This window comes from Pseudoalteromonas sp. TB51, from assembly GCF_000498055.1.
Classification (GTDB): Bacteria; Pseudomonadota; Gammaproteobacteria; order Enterobacterales; family Alteromonadaceae; genus Pseudoalteromonas; species Pseudoalteromonas atlantica.
Window position 1 is genome coordinate 1 of sequence record NZ_AUTO01000127.1, and the last position, 22,413, is coordinate 22,413.

A 22,413-nucleotide genomic window follows, 5' to 3' on the forward strand; every position below is an offset into this window, starting at 1 on the left:
CGCCGGGGGTCGCGGGTTCGAGTCCCGTCCACTCCGCCACTTGTTATTTCCTCAATAGCAAGCAATAAACAATTTCCTTATTAACTAATCCAAATATAATTTTTATCAGCTATCAGCTATCAGCTATCAGCTATCAGCTATCAGCTATCAGCTATCAGCTAAAAAATCGACTACTTAATGCTAACCTGCTAATATTCCTGCCTATTCTTTAATATTCAGCTTCTTATATCTGCATGAATAGCCAAGAATCTAGTCTCACTTTAAAAAAGGAAGCACTAAAATGAGCACACTAGGTCAACAAGTAAAGCAGCTAAGAAATAATAAAAAATTGAGCCAACCTGAATTTGCCCAGCAAGTAGGGATAGAGCAAAATCATACCCAAACTACCTCAAGATGCGAGTTTCAGTTGGAATTAAAAGCGATTTAGGCAAGGCATTGATTGCAATTAATAGTGGTTCTATTGTTAAAATCAATAACGCAGTATCAATCGCTTTTAAACCAACCCTTTGGGCGTTTCACAGGCACTTACTCTCATCGTTGTTACTTCTTAAAAGGGACTGCCATTGTTGCAAAGTAACGCCTTGATATTAAGCCCCTGTGAGACGCTGAATTCTGCATCTTGAGGTGGTTTGGGTATATATCAAAACTTGAAAACGATAAATCAATTCCCTCGAATGAAATATTTAGAGCCTTATTGATAGCATTAGATCTTTCAATTGATGAGTTTATGAAGCCGCTTGTATCAAGTCATGATAAAGCCAGGCTTATGCAGATACCGGATGTTGAGCAGTGGTATAAAAATAAAGCTGTGAGCACTTCAGTAACTCAGCGTAAATTGATTTATTTAGCAATGTTTTTAATTTCGTTTGGGTGTGCACTATTTTATGCAGGCCATAAAAATTATGTGTTTAACGAACATTTTTATGAGTATCGCTCAATTGGAATTATTAAAAATGATGAACCACTCAATGTTTTCAATCATTGGAAAGATTATATAATAGATCCTAGTGCTGAAAAGCGTACAGCAAAACTTAAAGAGATGCTTGCTAGGCGTGTTGAACTTTTTAAATTAATGGATGAGTATATCGGTGAATCATTTGTCGAAGACGTGACGGGTGGTAAACGTGTTTATACAACAAATGCTGTCCCACGCTACATAATACATGCAGGTAATACCTGGCTTGAGTTTATTGGATTATTTGCAGCTGTATTTGGTTTAGCTCTGGCGGTATTAGAACCAAAATTAACGCGTCACCCATAAAAGCTGTATGCGAACAAGCACACAGCTTTTATCTTAAATTTAGCCCATAGTTGTATGGGCTTAAGCGCTATTTTAGATAGGTATCTAAAAAGTTTAAGTAAGCGTTAGAGGCTGTTATACGGTTTTCTTTTTTAGTAAAACCATGCCCTTCATCATCAAACAATACATACTCTACTGGCACGCCATTGGCTTTGACTGCGGCAACGAGCTCATCGCTTTCAACTTGTAAAACACGTGGATCGTTAGCGCCTTGTATTACCATTAAAGGTTTAGTGATATTTTTAGCATGAAATAGTGGCGATATAGCCCGATGACGCTCACCATCTGTTGCAGGGTCGCCCATTTCATCGTACAAAGCCTTTTTAAAACTCTCCCACCAGGGTGGAATTGAGTTTAGCGTTCTTACCCAGTTAGTAACCCCAAAAATATTAATACCGACTTTGAATTCTTCCGGCTCAAAAGCAAGGGCTGCAGCAGTCATAAAGCCGCCGTAGCTGCCCCCTATGATGCCAATTTTATCTGCATCAACCCACTCTAAACTCTGCAGGTGCTTTTTACCGTACACAATATCTTGTAAGTCGTCAGTGCCGTGCTTTTTATCATCCAAATGAAAAAATGTTTTGCCATACCCTGAGCTCCCCCGGTTGTTAACTGCAAAAATAGCATAGCCATGATTAACTAAATGTTGTTGCATTGCTCTGTAACCAGTACGGCTTTGCCCACCAGGGCCACCATGCACCCACACAAGCGCAGGTACTTTATTGTTTCTGTTGGCTTGTTTGGGTTTATACAACACGCCTGGTATTTCTAGAGCATCAAAACTTTTAAAGCGTACAATGGTGCTCTCTACTAAGTCGTTTTGATCTATGTCTTTACTTAATGTGTTAGTAAGCTGCTTAGCTTTATTACTACCCACTTGCCAAACAAATAAATTGCTTGGTGAGGTGTCTGAGGTTAAATAAAACGCCATGGTTTTCTCGTCACTTGAGAAATTCACACCGTGTAAATTACCATTGGGTAGGGCGGGCATAGCAACTTGTTTACCTGTCAGAGTATCTAAAATAGACACTTTGGTACTGGCATCGGCATTGACACCACTTACTTGGTAGCGACCAGATTTAGAAAAATAGATAAAGGTTACATCCCACTCATCTTCTAAGGCCGGCGTGTGCTTACCTGTGGCTAACTCATAGCGCCACATTTGTGAAAACTCGCCTTTTTCGTCTGTAGAGTAATATAAATATTTACCATCAGCAGAGAAGGTTTCAGGCATATATTTTGCGGGATCATCATGCTGGGGTATAAGTTGTGGCTTGAGGGTTTTTTTATAAGTGTCAAGAATGTATGTATCACTGTCTTTATTGCTATTATTTTTAGATAAAGCAATAAAGCGTCCATCGGGGCTAATGGCGCCAACATCTAATCCGAGCTCATTTTGATAAACAGGAGACACTTTATAGGTTTCACTATCTACACGATATAAATCCATAAATTTGGCATCACGCTGATTACTTGAGATAAAAAACTGGCTGCCGTCTTTTGTAAAACCTGCAAAGCCAGCTCGTGTTTCATCGCCAGGGGTTAAATCTTTGATTGAACCGTTAACTTCACGCACGTAAACATGGTACCGTTCGTTACCGCCTGAGTCTTTGGTAAACAATATACGCTCATCATTAGGGAAATAGCGTACTGGGTAAGTACTGTCTTCAAAATTAGTTAAGCGGGTTTTACTACCGGTTTTAACATCGACTTCGTATAAGCTGTAAATGCCGCTTTCATCGCTACTGACTAACACTTTATCATCACTTGGTGAAAAACTACTGCCCATAATAGAGGTGGTGTCAAAAAAAGTTTTTGCGTCGTAGGTTTTTATTTGTTGTGTTTGCTCAGTTTTTACAGCGCTAGTGACTAAACTATTAGATTGATTGCAACCCGCTAATGCAAGAGATACAGCACAGGTAATACAGGCAAGTTTGAGGGCTTTTTTCATAGGTACATTCCTTGGTTTATAGTTATGTTTTCATTTAGAAGTGTTGACCTAACGTTTTTCAAACGCAAGTATTTCTGATATGCAAACAGTAATAAAGTGTTACAAACCATAAATCGTTTTTATATAAGTATTCGCTATAATGATAACTCGTTGAAAAGTGCGTATTTATGATAGAAGTTATTGGGTTACATAAACAGTTTGCTGAAAACATATTGTACAATGGTTATAACGTGCGATTCTGTGCACCTAAAATATGCATCGAAGCACCTAATGGCCAAGGGAAAACAACTCTATTGATGATGTTAGCGGGGCTTGAAACTTACGAAAGTGGTGAGCTTTTGTTTTCTGGAAACGCATTAACTGAACCACATAAGCAAGTTGCTATAGCCTCTGACAGTATTGCTTTACCCGACTTTTTAACAGCAAAGCAAATAATTAACTTATCCTCAAATACATTTGGCTGTTGTTGGCCAACAGCTATAGTCGATGGATTTAATTTTAATGAATTTCTAAATACAGGCTTTGACGCTCTATCATCAGGGAACCAAAAGAAGTGCCAGTTAATTTTAGCACTTATGCGTGATGCACCGTATTTACTGTTAGATGAACCCAGTGCAGCACTTGATCAAGCGAGTATTGAGTATTTATTAATTTTACTTGATGAATATTTAGTAAATAAGCCACAAGGTCAAATAATTATCACCTGTCACGAGCCCGAGCCTTTTTTACTGCATGGCTTTGAGTGTATGCCTTTATGATTGCAAATTTAAAACAATCTATTGGCCAATACCGCTCTTTTATGGATTATCGTTTTCAGGCATACAAGACTGAACTTACACAATTATTATTACAACTGAAAAGCTTTGGGTTGTTATTTTTAGTGGTGTTAGGCTCGTCAGTGTTGGGTTTGATATTGCTACTTTTTTTAGGGCTTGGAAAAATTATTGATAGTAGTGATGCACCTCAATATGGTGCGCAAATGGCTTGGCTGTATTTATTGCTACAAAGTGTAATGTTAAGCGCAATGAAGTCTGCAATAAAAAACTCAGCCCAACGAGCGTTTCAACAGACATTGGTAAAGCGGTATTGGCTTGGTTTGGTGGATATAAAGCTTTTGCTGTTAAGTAATGGCTGGTTGATTGCAAGCCTTGTTATTGCGATTGACCTGAGCATAGACCAGTGGCTTAGGGTGCCGCATTTTTTGGTGTTTTTACTATTACAATTTCTCCTCGGCATTTTATGCTTATACAAGCCAATAGCGCTTGTTTATGGATTTTTATTATCTGCAATGTGGCTAATGTTACCGTTTGATGTAAGTCCACTGATTTATCAGTGTGCCTTTGTGCTGTTATTTGCCTTAAGCACCTTAATGGTACCTTTTAATTTTGCAGCTAAGTTAGAGCTAAGCTCGCTTACAGGCTTTTGGCTAATGTTTTTTATACACAACAGCTGGACTTTGATTTGGCGAGGTGCTTTATTGTTGTGCGTATTTATGGCATTTGAGGTACTACTACAAGAGCGCACTAATTTAGCTGATATATTCAGTATTTTGTCACTTGCTTTTGTGGTGTTGTTTAGTAGTTCATTACAATTTGATTGTAGTCATCTACATCAACAATATAGTGTGTTTTTTAAAATGCAGAATAAGCAAACAGCATTTTTTATTGGCCAATTTGTTCCTAGTTTAATTGTGCTCTTACTTTCGCTTATTGGATTTTTTGCTTTATTCAACCAAGCAAGTGGCTTGTTGCTATTAACTGGCATTATTTGGTGCGCACTCCAACAAGCTATCGTGCAAAAAAAACCAGCGCATTACGCGCTGGTTTGGATGATCACAACAGGCGGACTGTTGGCTGCGTTAACCTAACGGGTTAAGCTGCATCTGCTTTGCTGTCTTCACTTTTACGTGCGGCTTTGCCTGCTAATAAATCAGCTGGGTCAAAGTCATCAACGTTAATTACGTCTAAGCGGGCTTTTTCAACAGCGGCTAATTTATCAGCTTCTGCTTGGCTTAATATGCCAGCTTCAAGGCCCATTTGCGCTACTTTATCAAGTTGGAAGAATGGCAGTTTAAGGCCTTTTTCTTTACATACTCGTTCAAATAACGGCTCTACAGCCAGTACATCTTTAAGTGTTTGCTCTTGACGGCCAACTAGGTTTAGTGGCTCATCTTTTAAGTAAACATAGCTTGCTAAACGGTTACGCGTTTCGCTAGGTACTTGAAGTAGTTGTGCTAGTTTATGCTCAAGTTTGTCGGTAGGTTTACGAACCGGGCGACCAAACGGGAATAACAATACTTTTAATACACCACGTAATGGGGCAGACGGCATGTTATTAATTAAATCAGCAAGGGCACGTTGGCAATGGTAAAGATGATCCTGACAGCTCCATTTTACTAGGGCTAAATCTTCTTGTTTACGGCCTTCGTCGTTATAACGTTTAAGCGTTGCAGACACTAAATATAAGTAGCTTAGTAAGTCACCTAAACGTGCTGAAATACGTTCTTTACGTTTAAGCGAGCCACCAAATACCGCCATGCTAATGTCAGACATAAGCGCAAGCGATGCACTAAAGCGTGATGCTATACGGTAAAACTCTGCGGTGTCGTCTTTGTACGGTACGCTAGTAAAACGTGCACCACTAAGCGCAAGCCACTTAGTGCGTACAAGGTTCGACATTGTAAAGCCAATGTGGCCCATTAGCGCTTTATCAAATACGTTAAGCGCTTCTTCGCGGTCTTCAATTTCACAAGCACCAAGCTCGGTTAGTACAAATGGATGACAGCGAATTGCACCTTGACCATAAATAATCATATTACGGGTCAAGATGTTGGCACCTTCTACTGTTATAGCAATAGGGGCACCTTGATAGCCACGACCTAAATAGTTATTTGGCCCAAGCATAATCCCTTTACCGCCCAGTACGTCCATTGCATGAATGGTCGACTCGCGCATTTGCTCGGTAAGGTGATATTTAATAATAGCTGAAACAACCGATGGCTTTTCACCTAAATCTACCGCCCCCGTTGACATACTAACCGCTGCATCTGAGCTGTAAGCGTAACCTGCAAGTTTAGCTAGTGACTCTTCAACACCTTCCATTTTACCAATTGGTAAACGGAACTGACGACGAATACGACTGTATGCACCTGTTGCTACGGCAATTGTTTTAATGCCACCGGCAGAGTTTGATGGCAATGTAATTGCACGGCCAACCGATAAACATTCAACCAGCATGCGCCAGCCTTGGCCAGCCATTTCTGGGCCACCAATAATGTAATCAAGGGGTACAAAAATATCTTTACCGCGAGTCGGGCCATTTTGAAATGGTACGTTAAGCGGGAAGTGGCGACGACCAATTTCAACACCTGGCGTGTTAGTTGGAATAAGCGCACAGGTAATGCCTGGCTCTTTGTTGTCGCTTAGTAAACCATCTGGATCTTGTAGTTTAAAGGCAAGACCAAGTACTGTAGCCACTGGTGCAAGAGTAATGTAACGCTTGTTCCAAGTAAGGCTAATACCTACTACTTCTTCACCGTTCCATTGCCCTTTACACACAACACCGTAGTCTGGAATTGAGCTTGCGTCAGAGCCTGCTTCTGGCGAGGTTAATGCAAAACATGGAATTTCTTGGCCTTGGGCTAAGCGCGGTAAATAATGATTTTTTTGATCCTCAGTACCGTAGTGCTGTAGTAATTCACCAGGGCCTAACGAGTTAGGTACACCTACAATTGACGATAGTAAGGTCGATTTACTGGTTAACTTTTGCAGAACACAAGATTGTGCAAACGCAGAAAACTCTAAACCGCCGTATTCTTTTTTGATGATCATGGCAAAGAATTTATTATCTTTTAGATATTGCCATACATCTTGCGGTAAATCGGTAAGCTCGTGTGTTGCTTCCCAATCATCTAGCATGCTACATACTACTTCTACAGGGCCATCAATAAAGGCTTGCTCTTCAATAGTCAGCTTTGGTACTGGGTATTGGTGTAGCTTTTTCCAATCTGGGTTACCACAAAATAAATCAGCTTCCCACCATGTAGTACCGGCATCGATTGCTGACTTTTCAGTGTCAGACATGCTTGGTGTTACTTTTTTAAAGGTAGTAAAAATCGGCTTGATTATATATTGCTGACGAATGCCAGTAACAGAAAGAGGAACCGCGATGATCAAAAAGATCAACCAGCTAATTAAACCAAAAGCACCTGCAAAGGTACCAATTAATAATGTTGCGGCAGAAACACCAAGTGCTGTGTTCCAACTCGCTCTGTGGTAAACCGCGATGCTGAGCAGAGCGATTAAACCGAGTGTAAATATGAGTGTCATTGCTTATTCCTTAATAGAGGTCAGACCACCTCAGTTAGAGTAGCGCTAGTGAGCGTAAGTTTCAAGTACATTACAGCGTTAAATTAACGACAAACTAGTCATTATGCTTATCATCATTCCCTTTATAAGGAACAAGCATGCACCACTGCTGTGTTTAATTCAATCACAGCGATTATTTAAGCGCTAAAAATCAGTAAATCAGCTAGCCAAAAAAGTTTTTTTAAGTAAGTATGTCTGTTGTAGCGCATAGTAAAGTACAGCGCTATTTATACGTATTTTTTAAGGGTTAGTTTATTAATGTGTGAATTACTTGGCATGTCAGCCAACGTACCTACGGATATTTGTTTTAGTTTTTCAGGTTTGTTAGAGCGCGGTGGTAATACTGGCCCGCATAAAGATGGCTGGGGTATAACGTTTTATGAGGGTAAAGGGTGTAGAACCTTTAAAGATCCTGAGCCAAGCTATCAATCAGAAATCGCCAAGCTAGTAAAAGCTTACCCCATTAAAAGCGTGTCGGTAATTAGCCATATTCGCCAAGGAAACCGTGGACGAGTGTGCCTTGAAAATACCCATCCGTTTACCCGTGAGCTTTGGGGACGCGAAATTACCTATGCACATAATGGCCAGTTATCTAACTATCACGATTTAAAACCACAATATTATCGCCCTGTGGGTAACACCGACAGTGAGCTGGCGTTTTGTTGGTTGCTAGATAAAATTCGTGAAAAATACCCAAAACGTCCCTCTAATATGGCCTCTGTATTTAGATATGCGGCTAAGCTTTCGCATACGCTACGTGAAAAGGGCGTATTTAATATGTTATTGACCGATGGCGTATTTGTATTGGCGTATTGCACTAATAACTTACACTACATAACGCGCCGAGCGCCATTTGGTAAAGCAACGTTAATTGATGCCGATATGGTGGTTGATTTTAACGAAGAAACCACCCCAAACGATGTAGTAACAGTAATAGCTACACGGCCATTAACCAACGACGAACGCTGGCAAAAAATGCAGCCAGGGGAGTTTGCGTTATTTAAAATGGGCGAACTAATTTAGTTAATTAGCCTAAAAGCAAACACAAAAAAACGCGATATAAAATCGCGTTTTTTTGTGTTTGCTATCACCGTGTTTACGGCGCTTCTGATCTGACTTCGCTGCTCTCACTTACAGGAGTAGAAACAGGCTGGGTAACGGTAAATGAATTCATTTGTACTTCAAACTGCTCCATGCCTTTTTCGCCTTTCCACATACGTACTAGCATGTAGTCCATTTCGGGTGCAAACCAAGCAAGGGCTTGGCGTTTATCGTTATCGTATAAACGTTTTACTTTTATAGCTTCTACGTTACCAATTGGCAGCGAAATCATTTCTTTGCCAACCACTTCAAAGTTGTAGTCGCGGCGATTGCCTTTTTTATCAATAAGCGGAAACGAAAAATAAGTTTCGCCTTTTTTTAAGCCTTCGCGTACTTGTACTTGATACGAAATAGCATCTTGAAATTCGTCAGTCCATTCGCACTTTAGCGGGTATTCGCTAGTACTGCTGGTGACCACTTTATTTTGTGTATCAAAGTCTATTTTATAATCTTTATCTGGGCCGGTGCCGGTACGCACCATATTGTAATGATGAGGAGTGACTTTGTTATCTAAAAAAGTAAATACTGAGGTTTCTTCTCGCTTGTCAGAGAAAATCATCCACTCAATATTGCTGTGATAAGTAAGTTGATATGTTTGCTCGCCAACTTTTTTAAGTTCGCGTACTGCCTCGCCATGATTTTTACCTTTGCGTAAAATATCGTAGCTGGCTTGATACTCTGTTAGTTCGCCTGCAATTAGGCTAGTAGGAAGTAAAGCGCCCACACATAACAGCAGGGCACTTATTTTTTTATTGTGGGTAGTGCGCGCCGTGTGCAGGAAGTTGTTTTTCGTCAAGAACTGCATAATCTGCTTCCATAGTAAGTCTGTGTTCACTGAACCACTTGACCACCAAAGGATAAATTATATGCTCTTGTTCGTGCACGCGTTTAGCTAATGTTTCTGCTGTATCATCCTTGAGTACAGGTATTTGCGCTTGAAGAATAACGGGACCGCCGTCTAACTCTTCAGTTACAAAATGAACACTTACGCCATGAACATCGTCTTTTGCATCAATTGCTCTTTGGTGGGTATTCAGCCCCTGATACTTAGGCAACAAAGATGGATGAATGTTCAACATTTTTCCAACATATTTTTGCACTAAGCTAGGAGTAAGAATACGCATAAACCCAGCTAATACAACTAGATTTGGCATAAAAGAGTCAATAACGTTCATTAATTGCGCATCATAGGCCTCGCGCGAGTCAAAATCTTTGTGACTGAGCACTTTTGTAGCAATACCTGCTTGTTTTGCACGCTCAAGGCCGTAAGCGTCTGCTTTGTTACTTATAACAGCCNTGGCTTGTAAATTAGAACCACTACCCGATATTAATACCACTAAGCGAATGGGTGCCATTACTTAGCACCACCTACAATTTCTACTTGCTCTTCGCCGGCAACGGCATCTTGAATTTCACCAAGGTGCCATGCGTTTTCGCCAAGCTCTTTTAAAATGCTTAAGCTTTGCTCTAGCGCGTCGCCTGGTACTACTAATACCATGCCTACACCACAGTTAAATGTACGGTACATTTCGTGCGTAGTAATATTGCCGTTTTCTTGTAACCAGTTAAAAACGGTTGGCCACTGCCAGCTATCGCCTTTAACTACTGCTTTTGCAGAATCAGGTAATACACGCGGAATGTTTTCCCAAAAGCCGCCGCCAGTAATATGCGATAGGGCATGCACGTCTACTTGCTTAAATAACTCAAGTAAAGGTTTAACGTAAATACGGGTTGGCTCTAGTAAGTGCTCGCCTAGTGTTTTGCCGTCAATAACTTGGTTCGTATCGGCGTTTGATACTTCAAGCACTTTACGAATTAAAGAAAAGCCGTTTGAGTGCGGACCGCTAGAGGCAAGGGCAATAAGTTGATCGCCGGCTGCTACTTTTGTGCCATCAATAATTTTAGATTTTTCTACTACACCGGTACAAAAACCGGCCATGTCGTAGTCTTCACCATCGTACATACCTGGCATTTCAGCTGTTTCGCCGCCAATCAGGGCACAGCCAGAAATCTCACAGCCTTTACCAATACCGGTTACTACATCGGCCGCTGTGTCTACATCTAGTTTACCTGTTGCATAGTAATCTAGAAAAAACAGGGGTTCAGCGCCTTGTACTATTAAATCGTTTACACACATTGCAACTAAATCAATACCTACAGTGTCGTGTTTTTTTAAGTCGATAGCTAAACGTAGTTTAGTACCTACACCGTCAGTACCTGCTACTAGTACTGGCTGTTTGTAACCTTCTGGAATTTCGCAAAGAGCGCCAAAACCACCAATTCCGCCCATTACTTCTGGACGACGCGTTTTTTTAACTACGCCTTTAATACGCTCAACAAGTGCATTACCAGCGTCGATATCTACGCCCGCGTCTTTATAGCTTAATGACTGTTTTTGTTCGCTCACAGGTTTTCCTCAAATAATTGCTTGGGGTTGCTTTTCGATAGCTTAGAAACGCGCGTATTTTACAACAATTGCAACTGCGCGGCTAGCTCAAATATAGTTTTGAAATAATTAACAAGGACACTTGTCCGCTATTAGTTTGTTAATTGCACAAAAAAAGCACCCTAGGGTGCTTTTTAGTTATTTATGCTTTGGCAGTTAGTATTGCTCTAAGTGGAGCAGGGTAACCTTCAATGGTTTTACTGATATCGTTTGGGTCTAAAAAATCAACTAACGATTCGTTTTCCATCCAGTCGGTCCTGCGTTGCTCATCAAGCGTGGTAATTGCGCAATCTTTTATTTGCACATCTTTAAAGCCAACGCGCTCCATCCACAGTTTTAGTGCAGCAGTACTTGGAATAAACCAAACGTTGCGCATTTTTGCGTAGCGGTCGGTAGGTACAAGTACGGTGTTTTCATCGCCTTCAATTACTAACGTTTCTAGTACGAGTTCGCCACCTGGGCGAAGCTGCGCTTTTAACTGCGCTAAAAAATCGATAGGCGAGCGGCGGTGATACAGCACCCCCATAGAAAACACCGTATCAAACGCTTTAAGCTCGGGTAGTGCTTCTACACCTAATGGTAATAAATGCACGTTTTCGTCTGGGTTGTAATGTTTAATGGCCTGAAACTGACACAAAAATAAATCAGAAGGGTCAATACCCACTACAAATTCAGCGCCTTCACCGCGCATACGCCATAAGTGATAGCCAGAGCCACAGCCTATATCTAATACTGTGCGGCCTTTTAATGGCTCAATATGGGGAAGCAGGCGGTCCCACTTCCAATCGCTGCGCCACTCAGTGTTTATTTCAATACCGTGTACAGTAAAGGGGCCTTTGCGCCATGGCATCATGCGTTTTAATAAATGCGTGGCTTGTTTTTGCTCGCCTTCGCTCATCTCCCCCGGTGCACCAATTTCTACTTTAGTGGCGATATCAACGTGGGTTGTTTTTACTTCTGGCAGATTTTTAAGTACTTTTTGCCATTTTGGTAAATCGCCATGGCTTGCCTCGTTTTGCCAATGCTTTAATTGAGCGGGCAGGGTTTCTAGCCAGTGGCTAAGCGGGCTTTGTGCAATTGCTGCGTAAAATTGGTTAAACCATTGAGACATAAGTCACTCTCTTTATTTAATTGCTACCATTGAGCAAAAGTTAAAACATTGATACCACACCTGCGTTTGGTTAAAACCAATGTCGCTTAAACGATTAAAGTGAGTGCTTAGCGTATCGGGGCGCATCACGTTTTCAATGGCAGTACGTTTTTGGCTTATTTCAAGCTCTGAGTAGCCATTGTGGCGTTTAAAGTCGTGGTGCAAATCAATTAATAAATTATCGCACTGCTCGTTTTCGGCTTTAATTTTTTCGCTAAGGAGCAGTACGCCACCGGGTTTTAAGTTAGCGTAAATTTTTTCAAGCACGGCTTGGCGCTGGAATGGCGGAATAAATTGCAAGGTAAAATTCATGGCCACTACCGACGCATTTTGAATCTCAAGCTCGTTAATATCGCCTAAAGTTACTGTAACAGGCACGTCTGACTTAAAGCCTTGTAAATGAACCTTACAACGCTCAACCATAGCTTGTGAGTTATCTACAGCAATAATGTGGCAGTTATCGGTGCGAATATTACGGCGCATGCTTAGGGTAACCGCACCAAGCGAGCAGCCTAAATCGTAAAGGTTTGAATTACTTTGCGCATATTCACCGGCCAATTTACCCATAGTGCTTACGATGGTGGCATACCCAGGCACAGAGCGCTGGATCATATCCGGAAAAACCTCAACCACATTTTGGTCAAAGCTAAAATCTTTTACTTGTTGCTCAGAGGCGTAAATACTGTCTTTTATACTCACTAAGGCAGTCTCTTTAAAAATAATGGCACTATTTTAACATTTTATACTGGATAGTCAGTGATAAATTCAGTAGCTTGGCTAGAATTATGAATAATAAGTATAAAAGAGAACGTTAAATGAGCAAAAGTAAGGTAATTAGCACAGACGATATATTAGCAACCCTATGTCATTCAGTGACGGGTGTTCTGTCATCAGCCAGTGGTAACGAAATTAGCTACTCGGCTATGGTGCAAAAAATAACGCGCACCTGTATGCGTCCAGACATTGGCTGTTTTGTATTATTTGATGGTGGCTTTACAGGGCTGGTAGTCACTAATTTTACAGCGCAAGCGGCAATGGAAATTTACGGCGATTACATGCGCAATATGGGCATGCCTGAAGAAGAAATTGCCCACAGTCATTTATCAGATGACGTTTCAAATGTAATGGGCGAGCTGATGAACCAAATTGTTGGTGACTTCACTTCTAAAGTGCGTGAGCAGTTACATACCTCTATTACGCAAAACCAGCCAAAAATGATGGCGATTAATAAACAAGTGCAAATATCGGTTGATACCACTATGGATCGTCCACAAGCACGCCGCGTAACCTTTACTACGCGCAACCAAAATATCTTTTACCTAGAGCTGGCAATGGATAAAACAGAGTTTATTAAACTACATGACTTTGACATTGTAGAAGCGATAGACCCTGATGACATTATCGAAAACGAAGCTAAGCAAAAGGCCGAAAAAGCAAAAGCTAAGTCAAAAGAAGCAGAACAAGATGATGCCGATGATGACTTTATGGCTGAGCTAGGGCTGTAATGTAGGTTGGGTTGAGCGAAGCGAAACCCAACGTGCTTTTGAGCTGTCAGTTTTAAGCTATCAGTGAGTTATTAAAAAATTCAGCTTATCACCTCTTTGTTAAATCACTCATTAACGTTGATATTGGGATGTAATAAAGGATTGAAAATCCATACCAAGTGAGTTGAGCCCAATATACGATTTCGCTAATATCATTTAAAAAATTAAGCCCGATATAAAGAGTTAAAGATAAAAACGAAAAGATGAAAATTTGTACTTGTTTAGTGCTGAATTTATCTTTGTTTTTGTTTTTATCTGGTACATCAAATGTTTTTGCTAGCAATTGCCCCCATAGTATTGACGTTGCTAAAGCAAAATCCGAAAGTTTAATAAAACCAATGAAATCGCCTTGGAGTACTTTAAGTAATAAAAGCACAAAAAATGGTAAAGCTATAAATAAAGCTTCCTTTTTTGCACTCTCATAATTTATCTTACCCATCACTTAAATCCAATTCAGTTTGTTTAACTTCTTCTTGTGGTATTACTCGTATAACTTTAATAATTTCACATTCGATAGATGTCGTTTGTCGGTGATTATTGACTTTCTTAGTAGTTTTAATATCGGCTAAAAGTCCATCGCCAGGCCAAAGTTGTGCATCTTTATCATGATTCCTCCAGCTTTCGAACCAAACCTCATCCGTCACTTTAGCTGAAAACTTTTTAGGTTTTCTTGAATTACTTTCTAAGTCCCAATTTAGACCAAAAACATAAGAAGGGCGTCGAATAACTACAACCTCTCGACATGGTAAAGTCACTTCTACATTTTCGAAAATCTGTGATGCAGGTCGAGGACATGAAAAATCATCTGAAATATCAACAAATTTCTTCATTTTCCCAAACTGTGCTTTATCCTCTTCAGAGAGTAGATTCAACGCGTTATCTATTTTGTGGAGAGCTTCAGCGATTTCGAATAAATTTAGATTTGATTCACAAGTAAACTCTTCTAAATCAAGTCCATTAGCGGCTATTTGAGAATAAATTTTCTCAGCAAATAATTTAACGTCAGATTCAGAGTCAATCTTTTTTGCTACTGCAATTTCTTCTTCGAGGCCTCTATAAATTGCATCGCAGATAGATTCAAAGTTGACCCCCCTGACTTTATCAATGACGTTATGTTTGATATCGGCAATTACAGATCCTTTCCGTGTTTCTGAAAGTGCGGAACTAAACTCTATTTTTGTGCCAAAGCCTAGTAGTATCGTTGAGTGTAGTTTATCAAAACCTTCAACAAGTAAACCCATAGAGTTGAAGACTCTTTCGGGGTTGCTTACATTACGAGCAAAATCTATTCTAAGAGAGTAACTAGGGGGCATTAGATAATTCCTTTTTTAATGTGTAACTTATACTACTTAATAGATAGATATTTGTCACAGCTAAAATCAGCTAAACATAAGGATTCTCACCCATTGCCACCACCACACAAAAAATCCGTAAATCTAACTCTAACTGATGGTATTGCGGCTCCATGTGGCAGCACATTTTATAAAAGCTTTTATTGTGATCTTTTTCTTTAAAGTGGGCGAGTTCGTGTACGACTAGCGCTTTTAACAGTGGCTCGGGTGCGCGCAGTAAGTCACTGTTTATGGCTAAATCGTGCTTACGGGTTTTACCCTGCATGCGGTAGGTGTGAGTACCGAGTGCGTTGGTAACCATATCCCCTTGTTTTTTAAATGCAGCGCGGCCAAACGGTGGGGCGTTTTTTAAATACTGCTTTTTTAAATCAGTGGCGTAGCTGTAAAGTAGTTTGTCGGTGGTTATGGTGTGCGCGTGTGGGTACTTTTTAAGTAAGTAGTCACATACCTTGTTGTTATTTATAAGGCTTAATACTTGCTCAACAATGTTAGCTGGGTAGCCGGTAAAGTAACGTGCGTATTCACTCATTTTTATTCTCTATTTAAAAAAGCGTTGGCTGGTGGGCTTCTTTTTCGCCGCTGAATGGATTTAATACCGGGTGATTATACCCTAGGTCTTCACAAAACTGCCTAGCAAGGAGTGGAGATTCACGGTTATCAGCAGTATGAAAAAACACATACGGGGATTTACCTTCATCAAGCCATTGTTTTACTTTATTGAGCCACGGTTTATAAAAGGGTTTATAGTCGTTTTGTAAATCGGCTATTACAAAGCGTGCCATCGGCTGCNGAGCCAGTAGCTATTGCATGTACCGGTAAGTGGGGCTTTTTTTGTTGTGCATCTATTAAAGCCTCGGTGGTGGGCTTTACTGCAAAAAGCGCACGGGTATCCATAGAAATACGGTTTATATTATTTGCCATTAATAGCTGATTAAGGGCAATTTCGGCCTCACCTTTTTTAAAAAAATCACTATGGCGTACTTCTACACCGTACTTTAGCTCTTTGGGGAGCAAGCTAATAAATTGCGTTAATTTAGGTAAATCGCTTGGACCAAACGCTTTGGGTAATTGCAGCATTATTTGCCCTGTTTTTTCAAGTATTGGGGCAAATAACGTAAGCCAGTCATTAAGTTCTGTTTGAACATTACTAAGCGCAAGCTCGTGGCTAAAGCGACGATGAAACTTAAACGTAAATTTAAAGTCCTCGGGTACGCTTTGAGCCCAGCGTAAAACAGTGCTTGGCGCTGGGTCTGCGTAAAAGCTGGTATTGCCTTCAACTGAATTAAAATGCTGGGCATATTGGCTTAGCATATCGGCATTTTTACATTGGCGGGTAAATAAGTTGCCTTTCCAGGCGCTGCTCGACCACTGAGGGCATCCAATATATAACATAAAAAGGGTGGCTTAATGACTTCGTGGCGTAAGTGTACCAAATACATACGGTGCTTGCTGCAAATTCAACCACCAACGTTCAACACGCCCTAGCATCTTGATACTACTTGGGTATAATGCAGGGCTTAATTTGATTATTTTTAGATTGCTAGCGGCTTTATTTGTATTGTGGTGACCAGTTTTTTAAATCACACGCCTTAAAACAAATAAATATAACCGTTTAAGCCTTTTATCTGACAGGAAAACTATGCGCTCTATATATTGCGGACAGCTAAATAAAACTCACGTAGATCAAGAAGTTGAACTATGTGGCTGGATCAACAAACGACGTGACCTTGGTGGACTTATCTTTGTCGATTTACGCGATAGAGAAGGGTTAGTACAAGTTGTATTCGATCCAGAGGTTGAAGGACTAATGGATAACGCTAACAAACTTCGCCAAGAGTTTTGTGTGCAGTTAAAAGGGGTTGTACGTGCGCGCCCTGAAAGCCAAGTAAATAAAGACATGGCAACAGGCGAAGTAGAAATTTTAGGCACTGAGCTAACTATTATTAACCGCTCTGAGCCGCTTCCGCTTGATTTTAATCAAACCAACTCTGAAGAGCGCCGTTTAAAGTACCGCTACTTAGATTTACGTCGCCTTGAAATGAGCGACCGTATTAAACTGCGCGCTAAAGCAAGCAGCTTTGTTCGTCGCTTTTTAGATGACAATGGCTTTTTAGACATTGAAACACCTGTACTTACAAAAGCAACACCAGAAGGTGCACGCGATTACTTAGTACCAAGCCGTGTTCATAAAGGTAGCTTTTACGCATTACCACAGTCGCCACAGTTGTTTAAGCAATTGTTGATGATGTCGGGTTTTGACCGTTACTACCAAATTGTTAAATGTTTCCGTGATGAAGATTTACGTGCCGATCGCCAACCTGAATTTACCCAAATAGATTTAGAAACCTCGTTCATGAGCTCTGATCAAGTACGTGGTATGACTGAAAAAATGATCCGTGAAATGTGGCAATCATTATTAAACGTTGATTTAGGCGATTTCCCAATTATGCCTTACAGCGAGGCAATGAGCCTTTACGGTTCTGATAAGCCAGACTTACGTAACCCAATGAAGCTTGTTGATGTAGCTGATTTAGTAAAAGACGTAGAGTTTAACGTATTTTCAGGCCCTGCTAACGACGAAAAAGGCCGCGTTGCTGTATTAACAGTACCGGGTGGCGCTAAGCTTTCGCGTAAGCAACTTGACGATTACACTAAGTTTATTGGCATTTACGGCGCTAAAGGTATGGCGTGGATGAAAGTAAACGACCGTGATGCAGGCGCTGAAGGCGTTCAATCTCCAGTGGCTAAGTTTTTAAACGAAGAGGTAATTACCCAGTTACTTGAACGCACTAACGCACAAACGGGCGACATTATTTTATTTGGTGCCGATAAACGCAACGTTGTAAACGAAGCAATGGGCGCGCTTCGCTTGAAGATTGGTGTTGATTTAGAAATCACTAACCTTGATAGCTGGGCGCCACTTTGGGTTGTTGACTTTCCAATGTTTGAAGAAGATGACGAAGGCACGTTACATGCTGTGCATCATCCATTCACCGCACCAAAAGATATTAGCGCAGAAGAGCTTGAAGCAAACCCTGCCGCGGCTATTTCAGATGCTTACGACATGGTATTAAACGGCTACGAAGTAGGTGGCGGTTCGGTACGTATTCATAATGCCGATATGCAAGAAGCAGCATTTAGAATTTTAGGTATTGATGCGCAAGAGCAACAAGACAAGTTTGGCTTTTTACTTGATGCCCTTAAATACGGCACACCACCACATGCTGGTTTAGCCTTTGGTCTTGACCGTTTAGTTATGCTTTTATGTGGTACCGATAACATTCGTGACGTTATTGCGTTCCCTAAAACCACTCAAGCATCGTGCTTATTAACCGATGCACCTAGCAAAGCTAATAGCGACTCGTTAACTGAGCTTGCAATCAGTGTGGTAGAAAAAGCAATTCCTAGCGAAGAGTAATACCGCGCGCAACAAATGCGCTTAGCTAGATTTAAAAACCCTTAGGAGTATGCCTAGGGGTTTTTTTATGGTTAAATTTAAACCAGTTCATATCAATCGTGTTAAGTTATTAGTCTATTTAGCACGCTAGAATAGTTAAATATTTAAGTTGCTTGGTATCAAATATTATTCAATAGAGAGGGAGTTCTTATGTCGTTTAATCTGACATTATTTGGTGAATTTTTAGCTTTTTTTATTTTGTTTTGCATTCCAATTTTTGCGCTTATTAGCTACAAAATAGGTAAACGAAAAAGCACCATGCCGGGCGTTTTAGCTTTTGTAGGCGGATGTTTAGCGGTATTTCCGCTCTTTGGCTTAATTTTTATCGCCTTATTAGCGCTTAAACAAGACTTGCCAAAAACCAGCCCTTATGCCCATTAAACAACCCTAAATACGGACACATAGTCACAGTGCCAATTTCTAATAATAGCTATTATTGCGATCAGCAATTTAGTGCCTTACAGCTAGCAAAACACACACTCCAAAACACAGAATTTGAAGCATGTACGTTTATAAATTGCGACTTATCTCAGGGGCAATTTAAAACGTGTCGATTTATAGAGTGCAGCTTTGAGCATTGCAATTTATCGAGCATTGAATGGGGATACAGCTCGCTTGAAAATGTAAGCTTTAGCCATTGTAAGTTAAACAGCGTGCAATGGGGCGATGCAGATTGGGGAGCGCTAAGTATTGATGCGCCGGTGAGCTTTAATAGCTGTGAGCTTAGTAACTGCTCTTTTTATGAATTAACTTTAAAATCACTAAAATTAATACACTGCTTTGCAAAAAATGTTGATTTTAGACATGCCAATTTAAAGCAAAGTACATTTACAGGGAGTAATTTTCGCGATAGTGAGTTTTTTCAAACCACTTTAACTGAGTGTGACTTTGTAGGGGCTACAGAATTTAATATAGATTTAAACAGTAATACGTTAGCGGGGGCTAAGTTTGAGCGCTTTGAAGCCCTTAATTTACTGACAAGCCTTAACATTGAGCTTTGCGATTAATATGTGAGGAGCGTTTAGAAGCTGCATATTGCAAGCCTCTAAACAATGAATAACCTTTAATAAGATTAAACAGTGGCCTGTAGCTTGGTATTAACAGCTAGGGCCATTTTTATTACGTGCGTTTGCCAATGTGCGGGCAATTTCAAGCAGTGCAGGGGTGATGTCATCAGCGCCGTCTTTGATTAATTTGGTTACATCACCTGATGAATATAAGCTATCGCGCGGCGACTTAATACCAAGTTCGCGCACAAAGTCTTTTGTTTTACCTGTGCTGCCTGTTTCAATAAATTTAAAAATAATACGCTCGTTGTTACTTTTTGGCTCGGCCTGTAACACGGCGATTTCTTCTTTGTAGGTTTCTATTCGACTTTGCAAAATGTCGATACGTTGTTCAATAGTGCTGTATGATTTCATGGGGTACTTTTCTAAATTAACTAAAAATAATACCCGTATTATCGCATACATTAGCAATGGCGCGCGCTAACCTTTATAGTAAAAGTTATTTTTATTTAAAAACAATAATTTATATAAGTTACAACATGCATAAAACAATAAAAAAGTTACTAACATTAAGTGCATTTAGCCTAACCGCGAGTTTAATATCACCATTAAGCTTTGCTGATGATGTAATAGTGGATCAAAGCCGCAATCGCACCATCCCTATAAATATCACATACCCCAATGAGAGTAATCAATGCAGCGTACACGCAAAGTGCCCTGTAGCATTTATAAATGCAGGCTACGGCATTAGCCACAATGACTACACGTTTGCGAGTAAGCTATTTAATGCACAGGGTTATTTAAGCATTGCAGTCGCACATGAGCTAAAAACCGACCCTGCGCTTAATCGCATACAGCCTTATTTAACCACCCGCATGGAAAACTGGCATCGCGGTGTGGTTACGCTTAAGTTTTTAGTTAATCAGCTAAGTGCTCAATACCCTGAGTATAACTTTTCCCAGCTCACGTTATTTGGCCACTCAAACGGCGGCGATATATCTGCTTTATATGCTTCAATTTACCCAAATGAAGTAAGCCAAATAATTACCCTCGATCACCGCCGCATGTTGATCCCACGTAATAAAAATATACGCGTGCTTACACTGCGTGGTAGTGATTACGCAGCCGATGCGAATGTTTTATTAAATGAAACAGAGCTAAAAAACTTCCCTGTTAGTCAAGTAATAATTGAAAAATCGCGCCATAACGATATGTACGACGGCGGACCAAAATGGCTGGTACAGAGAATGAGTAAAGAAATGACCGGATTTATAAGTAGTAATCAGCTAAACTTCTTGGACTAAAAGATGGAATTATATGAGCAAGTAGGTCGGGAATTTGTTAATGGTAATTATACTTGTGATTTAAATAAATTAACTTGGACACAAGCTTTTACATTTATATTAAGAGAATACCACGACTTAGATATTCAAAAAGATAAAGTCCATCTTCTATGGACAGAAAACGGCGGTCACTTAAGACGTAAACTTTCAAATGATAAACTTTTACTGAATGTATTAAAGTTAACTATGCCAACCTACAGTGGAAATGGATTGGTTTTGTATCGAGGTGAATGTCATTTTTTATACCAACAAAATAAAATAGGTTTTTGTTGGACTCCTCTTCAAAGTGTTGCAGAAGCTTTTGCCAGTGGTCTAAATGCTATTGAGTCAGGTGGCGTCCTTTTAAAAGCTTATGCCCCAACGCCTGCGATTTTATCCGCTCCAAATAAGCATAGCTCTGACCAAATGGGGGAGTTTGAGTATACTTGTGATCCTAACTTGTTAGAGAATATTAAGACCGTTCAATTTTTTAAAAAAATTGAATCTTAGTTATTGCTTTTCGTATATAGCGCAGCCACAGCTGCGCTATTTTTGTTTTAGTTACTCAACTAATTCACTTACTACTATTGGGCTGTTATGCAGGGTTTTATGCACAGGGCATTTGTCGGCTATTTCGAGCAGGCGTTGGCGCTGTGCTTCGGTTAAGTCGCCGCGTAGGGTAATTTTACGGGTAATGGCCTCTAGGTTTTGGGTACATTCGCCGTTGTCGCAATCTTTGTAATAGTCGCGGGTGTGTTCAAGCTCTACTTTTATATGATCAAGCGGCAACTTTTTTAAGGTTGCATACATACGCAGTGTCATTGAGGTACACGCGCCTAGGCCTGCGAGTATATGGTCGTAAGGATCGGGGCCTAAATTACTGCCACCTACTTTTAATGGCTCATCGGCAAGCCATGTATGATCTTTAGTACTTACGTGCTGAGTAAATATATGATCTTTTTCTTCAATCAGTACTTTGCCGTTTTCTAATTTTGCGCTGTAGTTGCTTTGCTCATATTTAACGTAGCGGTTTGCCCAATTAGCAATTAGCGTAGCAGCGTACTCGGCATCGTTTTTATTACTTAGTAAGTGGTCGGCGTTATCGAGGCTAATAAAGCTTTTTGGGTGTTTGGCTGATGCGTAAATTTTCTCGGCTTCTGAAATATTAACCGTGGCATCAACAGGGGAGTGCATAACTAAAAGTGCGCGTTTTAATTTGCCTATATGGCTACGGTCGTACTTTGCTATGTCCTCTACAAATTGTTTTTTTATGGTAAATTCGCGCCCAGCTAAGCTAACTTTAGCTTCACCTGCGGCGTTTATTTCGTCTAAATGGGCTTCAAAGTTATGTGCAACGTGTTGTGCATCTGAAGGAGCGCCAATTGTTGTAATAGCCGATACCTCAGGAATATGCTC

General features: G+C 40.4%; 23 protein-coding genes and 1 pseudogene. 11 read left to right on the plus strand and 13 right to left on the minus strand.

The features are described 5' to 3' along the window. Positions 1-280: 280 nt before the first annotated feature. Both L650_RS24090 and L650_RS0106410 read left to right on the plus strand, forming a co-directional pair. Positions 281-427, plus strand: a complete 147-nt coding sequence (locus L650_RS24090) for a helix-turn-helix domain-containing protein (protein ID WP_223230549.1) — start codon at positions 281-283, stop codon at positions 425-427. A gap of 267 nt (positions 428-694) precedes the next feature. Next, positions 695-1,261 (plus strand): transcriptional regulator, encoded by a 567-nt coding sequence (locus L650_RS0106410; protein ID WP_223230550.1) that lies wholly within the window; start codon positions 695-697, stop codon positions 1,259-1,261. Positions 1,262-1,328: 67 nt separating this feature from the next. Here L650_RS0106410 and L650_RS0106415 read toward each other — a convergent pair whose 3' ends face one another. After that, a complete protein-coding gene (locus L650_RS0106415) occupies positions 1,329-3,251 on the minus strand; it encodes an alpha/beta hydrolase family protein (protein ID WP_029772576.1) in 1,923 nt (640 codons plus the stop codon). A gap of 167 nt (positions 3,252-3,418) precedes the next feature. On the opposite strand from L650_RS0106415, the gene L650_RS0106420 reads away from it, so the two are divergent. Further along, positions 3,419-4,009 carry an ATP-binding cassette domain-containing protein gene (locus tag L650_RS0106420; RefSeq protein ID WP_029772577.1) on the plus strand — a complete coding sequence of 197 codons (591 nt, stop codon included), beginning with the start codon at positions 3,419-3,421 and terminating at the stop codon, positions 4,007-4,009. Continuing rightward, the gene (locus L650_RS0106425) at positions 4,006-5,118 is read left to right on the plus strand and encodes a DUF6136 family protein (RefSeq protein WP_029772578.1); all 1,113 of its coding nucleotides are present in this window, start codon (positions 4,006-4,008) and stop codon (positions 5,116-5,118) included. Before L650_RS0106420 ends, L650_RS0106425 begins: the two co-directional genes overlap by 4 nt. A gap of 4 nt (positions 5,119-5,122) precedes the next feature. Here L650_RS0106425 and fadE read toward each other — a convergent pair whose 3' ends face one another. Next, positions 5,123-7,579: an acyl-CoA dehydrogenase FadE gene (gene fadE / locus L650_RS0106430; protein WP_029772579.1), complete on the minus strand. Its 2,457-nt coding sequence runs from the start codon at positions 7,577-7,579 to the stop codon at positions 5,123-5,125. 297 nt (positions 7,580-7,876) lie between these two features. Here fadE and L650_RS0106435 point away from each other — a divergent pair, with 297 nt between their 5' ends. Next, positions 7,877-8,641, plus strand: coding sequence for a class II glutamine amidotransferase (locus tag L650_RS0106435; protein WP_004587229.1), 765 nt, complete (start codon positions 7,877-7,879; stop codon positions 8,639-8,641). 73 nt (positions 8,642-8,714) lie between these two features. On the opposite strand, the gene L650_RS0106440 is transcribed toward L650_RS0106435, so the two are convergent. The 5 genes from L650_RS0106440 to cmoA all read right to left on the minus strand — a co-directional run bounded on the left by L650_RS0106440 (position 8,715) and on the right by cmoA (position 13,014). Then, positions 8,715-9,452: a DUF3108 domain-containing protein gene (locus L650_RS0106440; RefSeq protein ID WP_029772580.1), complete on the minus strand. Its 738-nt coding sequence runs from the start codon at positions 9,450-9,452 to the stop codon at positions 8,715-8,717. Positions 9,453-9,468: 16 nt separating this feature from the next. Continuing rightward, a complete protein-coding gene (gene purN / locus L650_RS0106445) occupies positions 9,469-10,074 on the minus strand; it encodes a phosphoribosylglycinamide formyltransferase (RefSeq protein ID WP_029772581.1) in 606 nt (201 codons plus the stop codon). Continuing rightward, positions 10,074-11,126, minus strand: coding sequence for a phosphoribosylformylglycinamidine cyclo-ligase (gene purM, locus L650_RS0106450; RefSeq protein ID WP_029772582.1), 1,053 nt, complete (start codon positions 11,124-11,126; stop codon positions 10,074-10,076). Before purM ends, purN begins: the two co-directional genes overlap by 1 nt. 181 nt (positions 11,127-11,307) lie before the next feature. Next, positions 11,308-12,276 (minus strand): tRNA 5-methoxyuridine(34)/uridine 5-oxyacetic acid(34) synthase CmoB, encoded by a 969-nt coding sequence (gene cmoB / locus L650_RS0106455; protein WP_029772583.1) that lies wholly within the window; start codon positions 12,274-12,276, stop codon positions 11,308-11,310. 12 nt (positions 12,277-12,288) lie between these two features. Further along, entirely contained in the window at positions 12,289-13,014 is a 726-nt protein-coding gene (gene cmoA / locus L650_RS0106460; RefSeq protein WP_029772584.1) for a carboxy-S-adenosyl-L-methionine synthase CmoA, read from the minus strand. 116 nt (positions 13,015-13,130) lie between these two features. On the opposite strand from cmoA, the gene L650_RS0106465 reads away from it, so the two are divergent. Then, positions 13,131-13,820 carry a DUF3334 family protein gene (locus L650_RS0106465; RefSeq protein WP_004588943.1) on the plus strand — a complete coding sequence of 230 codons (690 nt, stop codon included), beginning with the start codon at positions 13,131-13,133 and terminating at the stop codon, positions 13,818-13,820. An 88-nt stretch (positions 13,821-13,908) separates the two neighbouring features. Here the strand turns inward: L650_RS0106465 and L650_RS0106470 are convergent, their stop codons facing one another. From L650_RS0106470 to L650_RS0106485, 4 genes and pseudogenes are all read right to left on the minus strand, one after another. Further along, positions 13,909-14,301, minus strand: a complete 393-nt coding sequence (locus L650_RS0106470; RefSeq protein WP_212750829.1) for a hypothetical protein — start codon at positions 14,299-14,301, stop codon at positions 13,909-13,911. Further along, positions 14,291-15,100: a hypothetical protein gene (locus tag L650_RS0106475; RefSeq protein WP_128081045.1), complete on the minus strand. Its 810-nt coding sequence runs from the start codon at positions 15,098-15,100 to the stop codon at positions 14,291-14,293. The genes L650_RS0106470 and L650_RS0106475 overlap by 11 nt, the downstream gene beginning before the upstream one ends. A gap of 142 nt (positions 15,101-15,242) precedes the next feature. Then, on the minus strand, positions 15,243-15,740 hold the full coding sequence (locus L650_RS0106480) for a M48 family metallopeptidase (RefSeq protein ID WP_029772587.1): 498 nt from the start codon (positions 15,738-15,740) through the stop codon (positions 15,243-15,245). Positions 15,741-15,753: 13 nt separating this feature from the next. Further along, positions 15,754-16,603, minus strand: a pseudogene (locus tag L650_RS0106485) (DUF72 domain-containing protein). Between the two features lie 247 nt (positions 16,604-16,850). Here L650_RS0106485 and aspS point away from each other — a divergent pair. From aspS to L650_RS0106500, 3 genes are all read left to right on the plus strand, one after another. Beyond that, a complete protein-coding gene (gene aspS / locus L650_RS0106490) occupies positions 16,851-18,629 on the plus strand; it encodes an aspartate--tRNA ligase (RefSeq protein ID WP_029772588.1) in 1,779 nt (592 codons plus the stop codon). Positions 18,630-18,818: 189 nt separating this feature from the next. Beyond that, positions 18,819-19,049 carry a hypothetical protein gene (locus tag L650_RS0106495; protein ID WP_024033669.1) on the plus strand — a complete coding sequence of 77 codons (231 nt, stop codon included), beginning with the start codon at positions 18,819-18,821 and terminating at the stop codon, positions 19,047-19,049. Between the two features lie 29 nt (positions 19,050-19,078). Next, positions 19,079-19,675 carry a pentapeptide repeat-containing protein gene (locus L650_RS0106500; protein WP_029772589.1) on the plus strand — a complete coding sequence of 199 codons (597 nt, stop codon included), beginning with the start codon at positions 19,079-19,081 and terminating at the stop codon, positions 19,673-19,675. Between the two features lie 90 nt (positions 19,676-19,765). On the opposite strand, the gene L650_RS0106505 is transcribed toward L650_RS0106500, so the two are convergent. Continuing rightward, positions 19,766-20,089, minus strand: coding sequence for a hypothetical protein (locus L650_RS0106505; RefSeq protein WP_029772590.1), 324 nt, complete (start codon positions 20,087-20,089; stop codon positions 19,766-19,768). 125 nt (positions 20,090-20,214) lie between these two features. Here L650_RS0106505 and L650_RS0106510 point away from each other — a divergent pair, with 125 nt between their 5' ends. Further along, positions 20,215-20,979: a hypothetical protein gene (locus L650_RS0106510; RefSeq protein WP_029772591.1), complete on the plus strand. Its 765-nt coding sequence runs from the start codon at positions 20,215-20,217 to the stop codon at positions 20,977-20,979. A 3-nt stretch (positions 20,980-20,982) separates the two neighbouring features. After that, a complete protein-coding gene (locus L650_RS0106515) occupies positions 20,983-21,507 on the plus strand; it encodes a hypothetical protein (RefSeq protein WP_029772592.1) in 525 nt (174 codons plus the stop codon). A gap of 51 nt (positions 21,508-21,558) precedes the next feature. Here the strand turns inward: L650_RS0106515 and L650_RS0106520 are convergent. After that, positions 21,559-22,413, minus strand: an 855-nt coding sequence (locus L650_RS0106520; RefSeq protein WP_029772593.1) for an OsmC family protein, incomplete at its 5' end; no start/stop codon positions are given.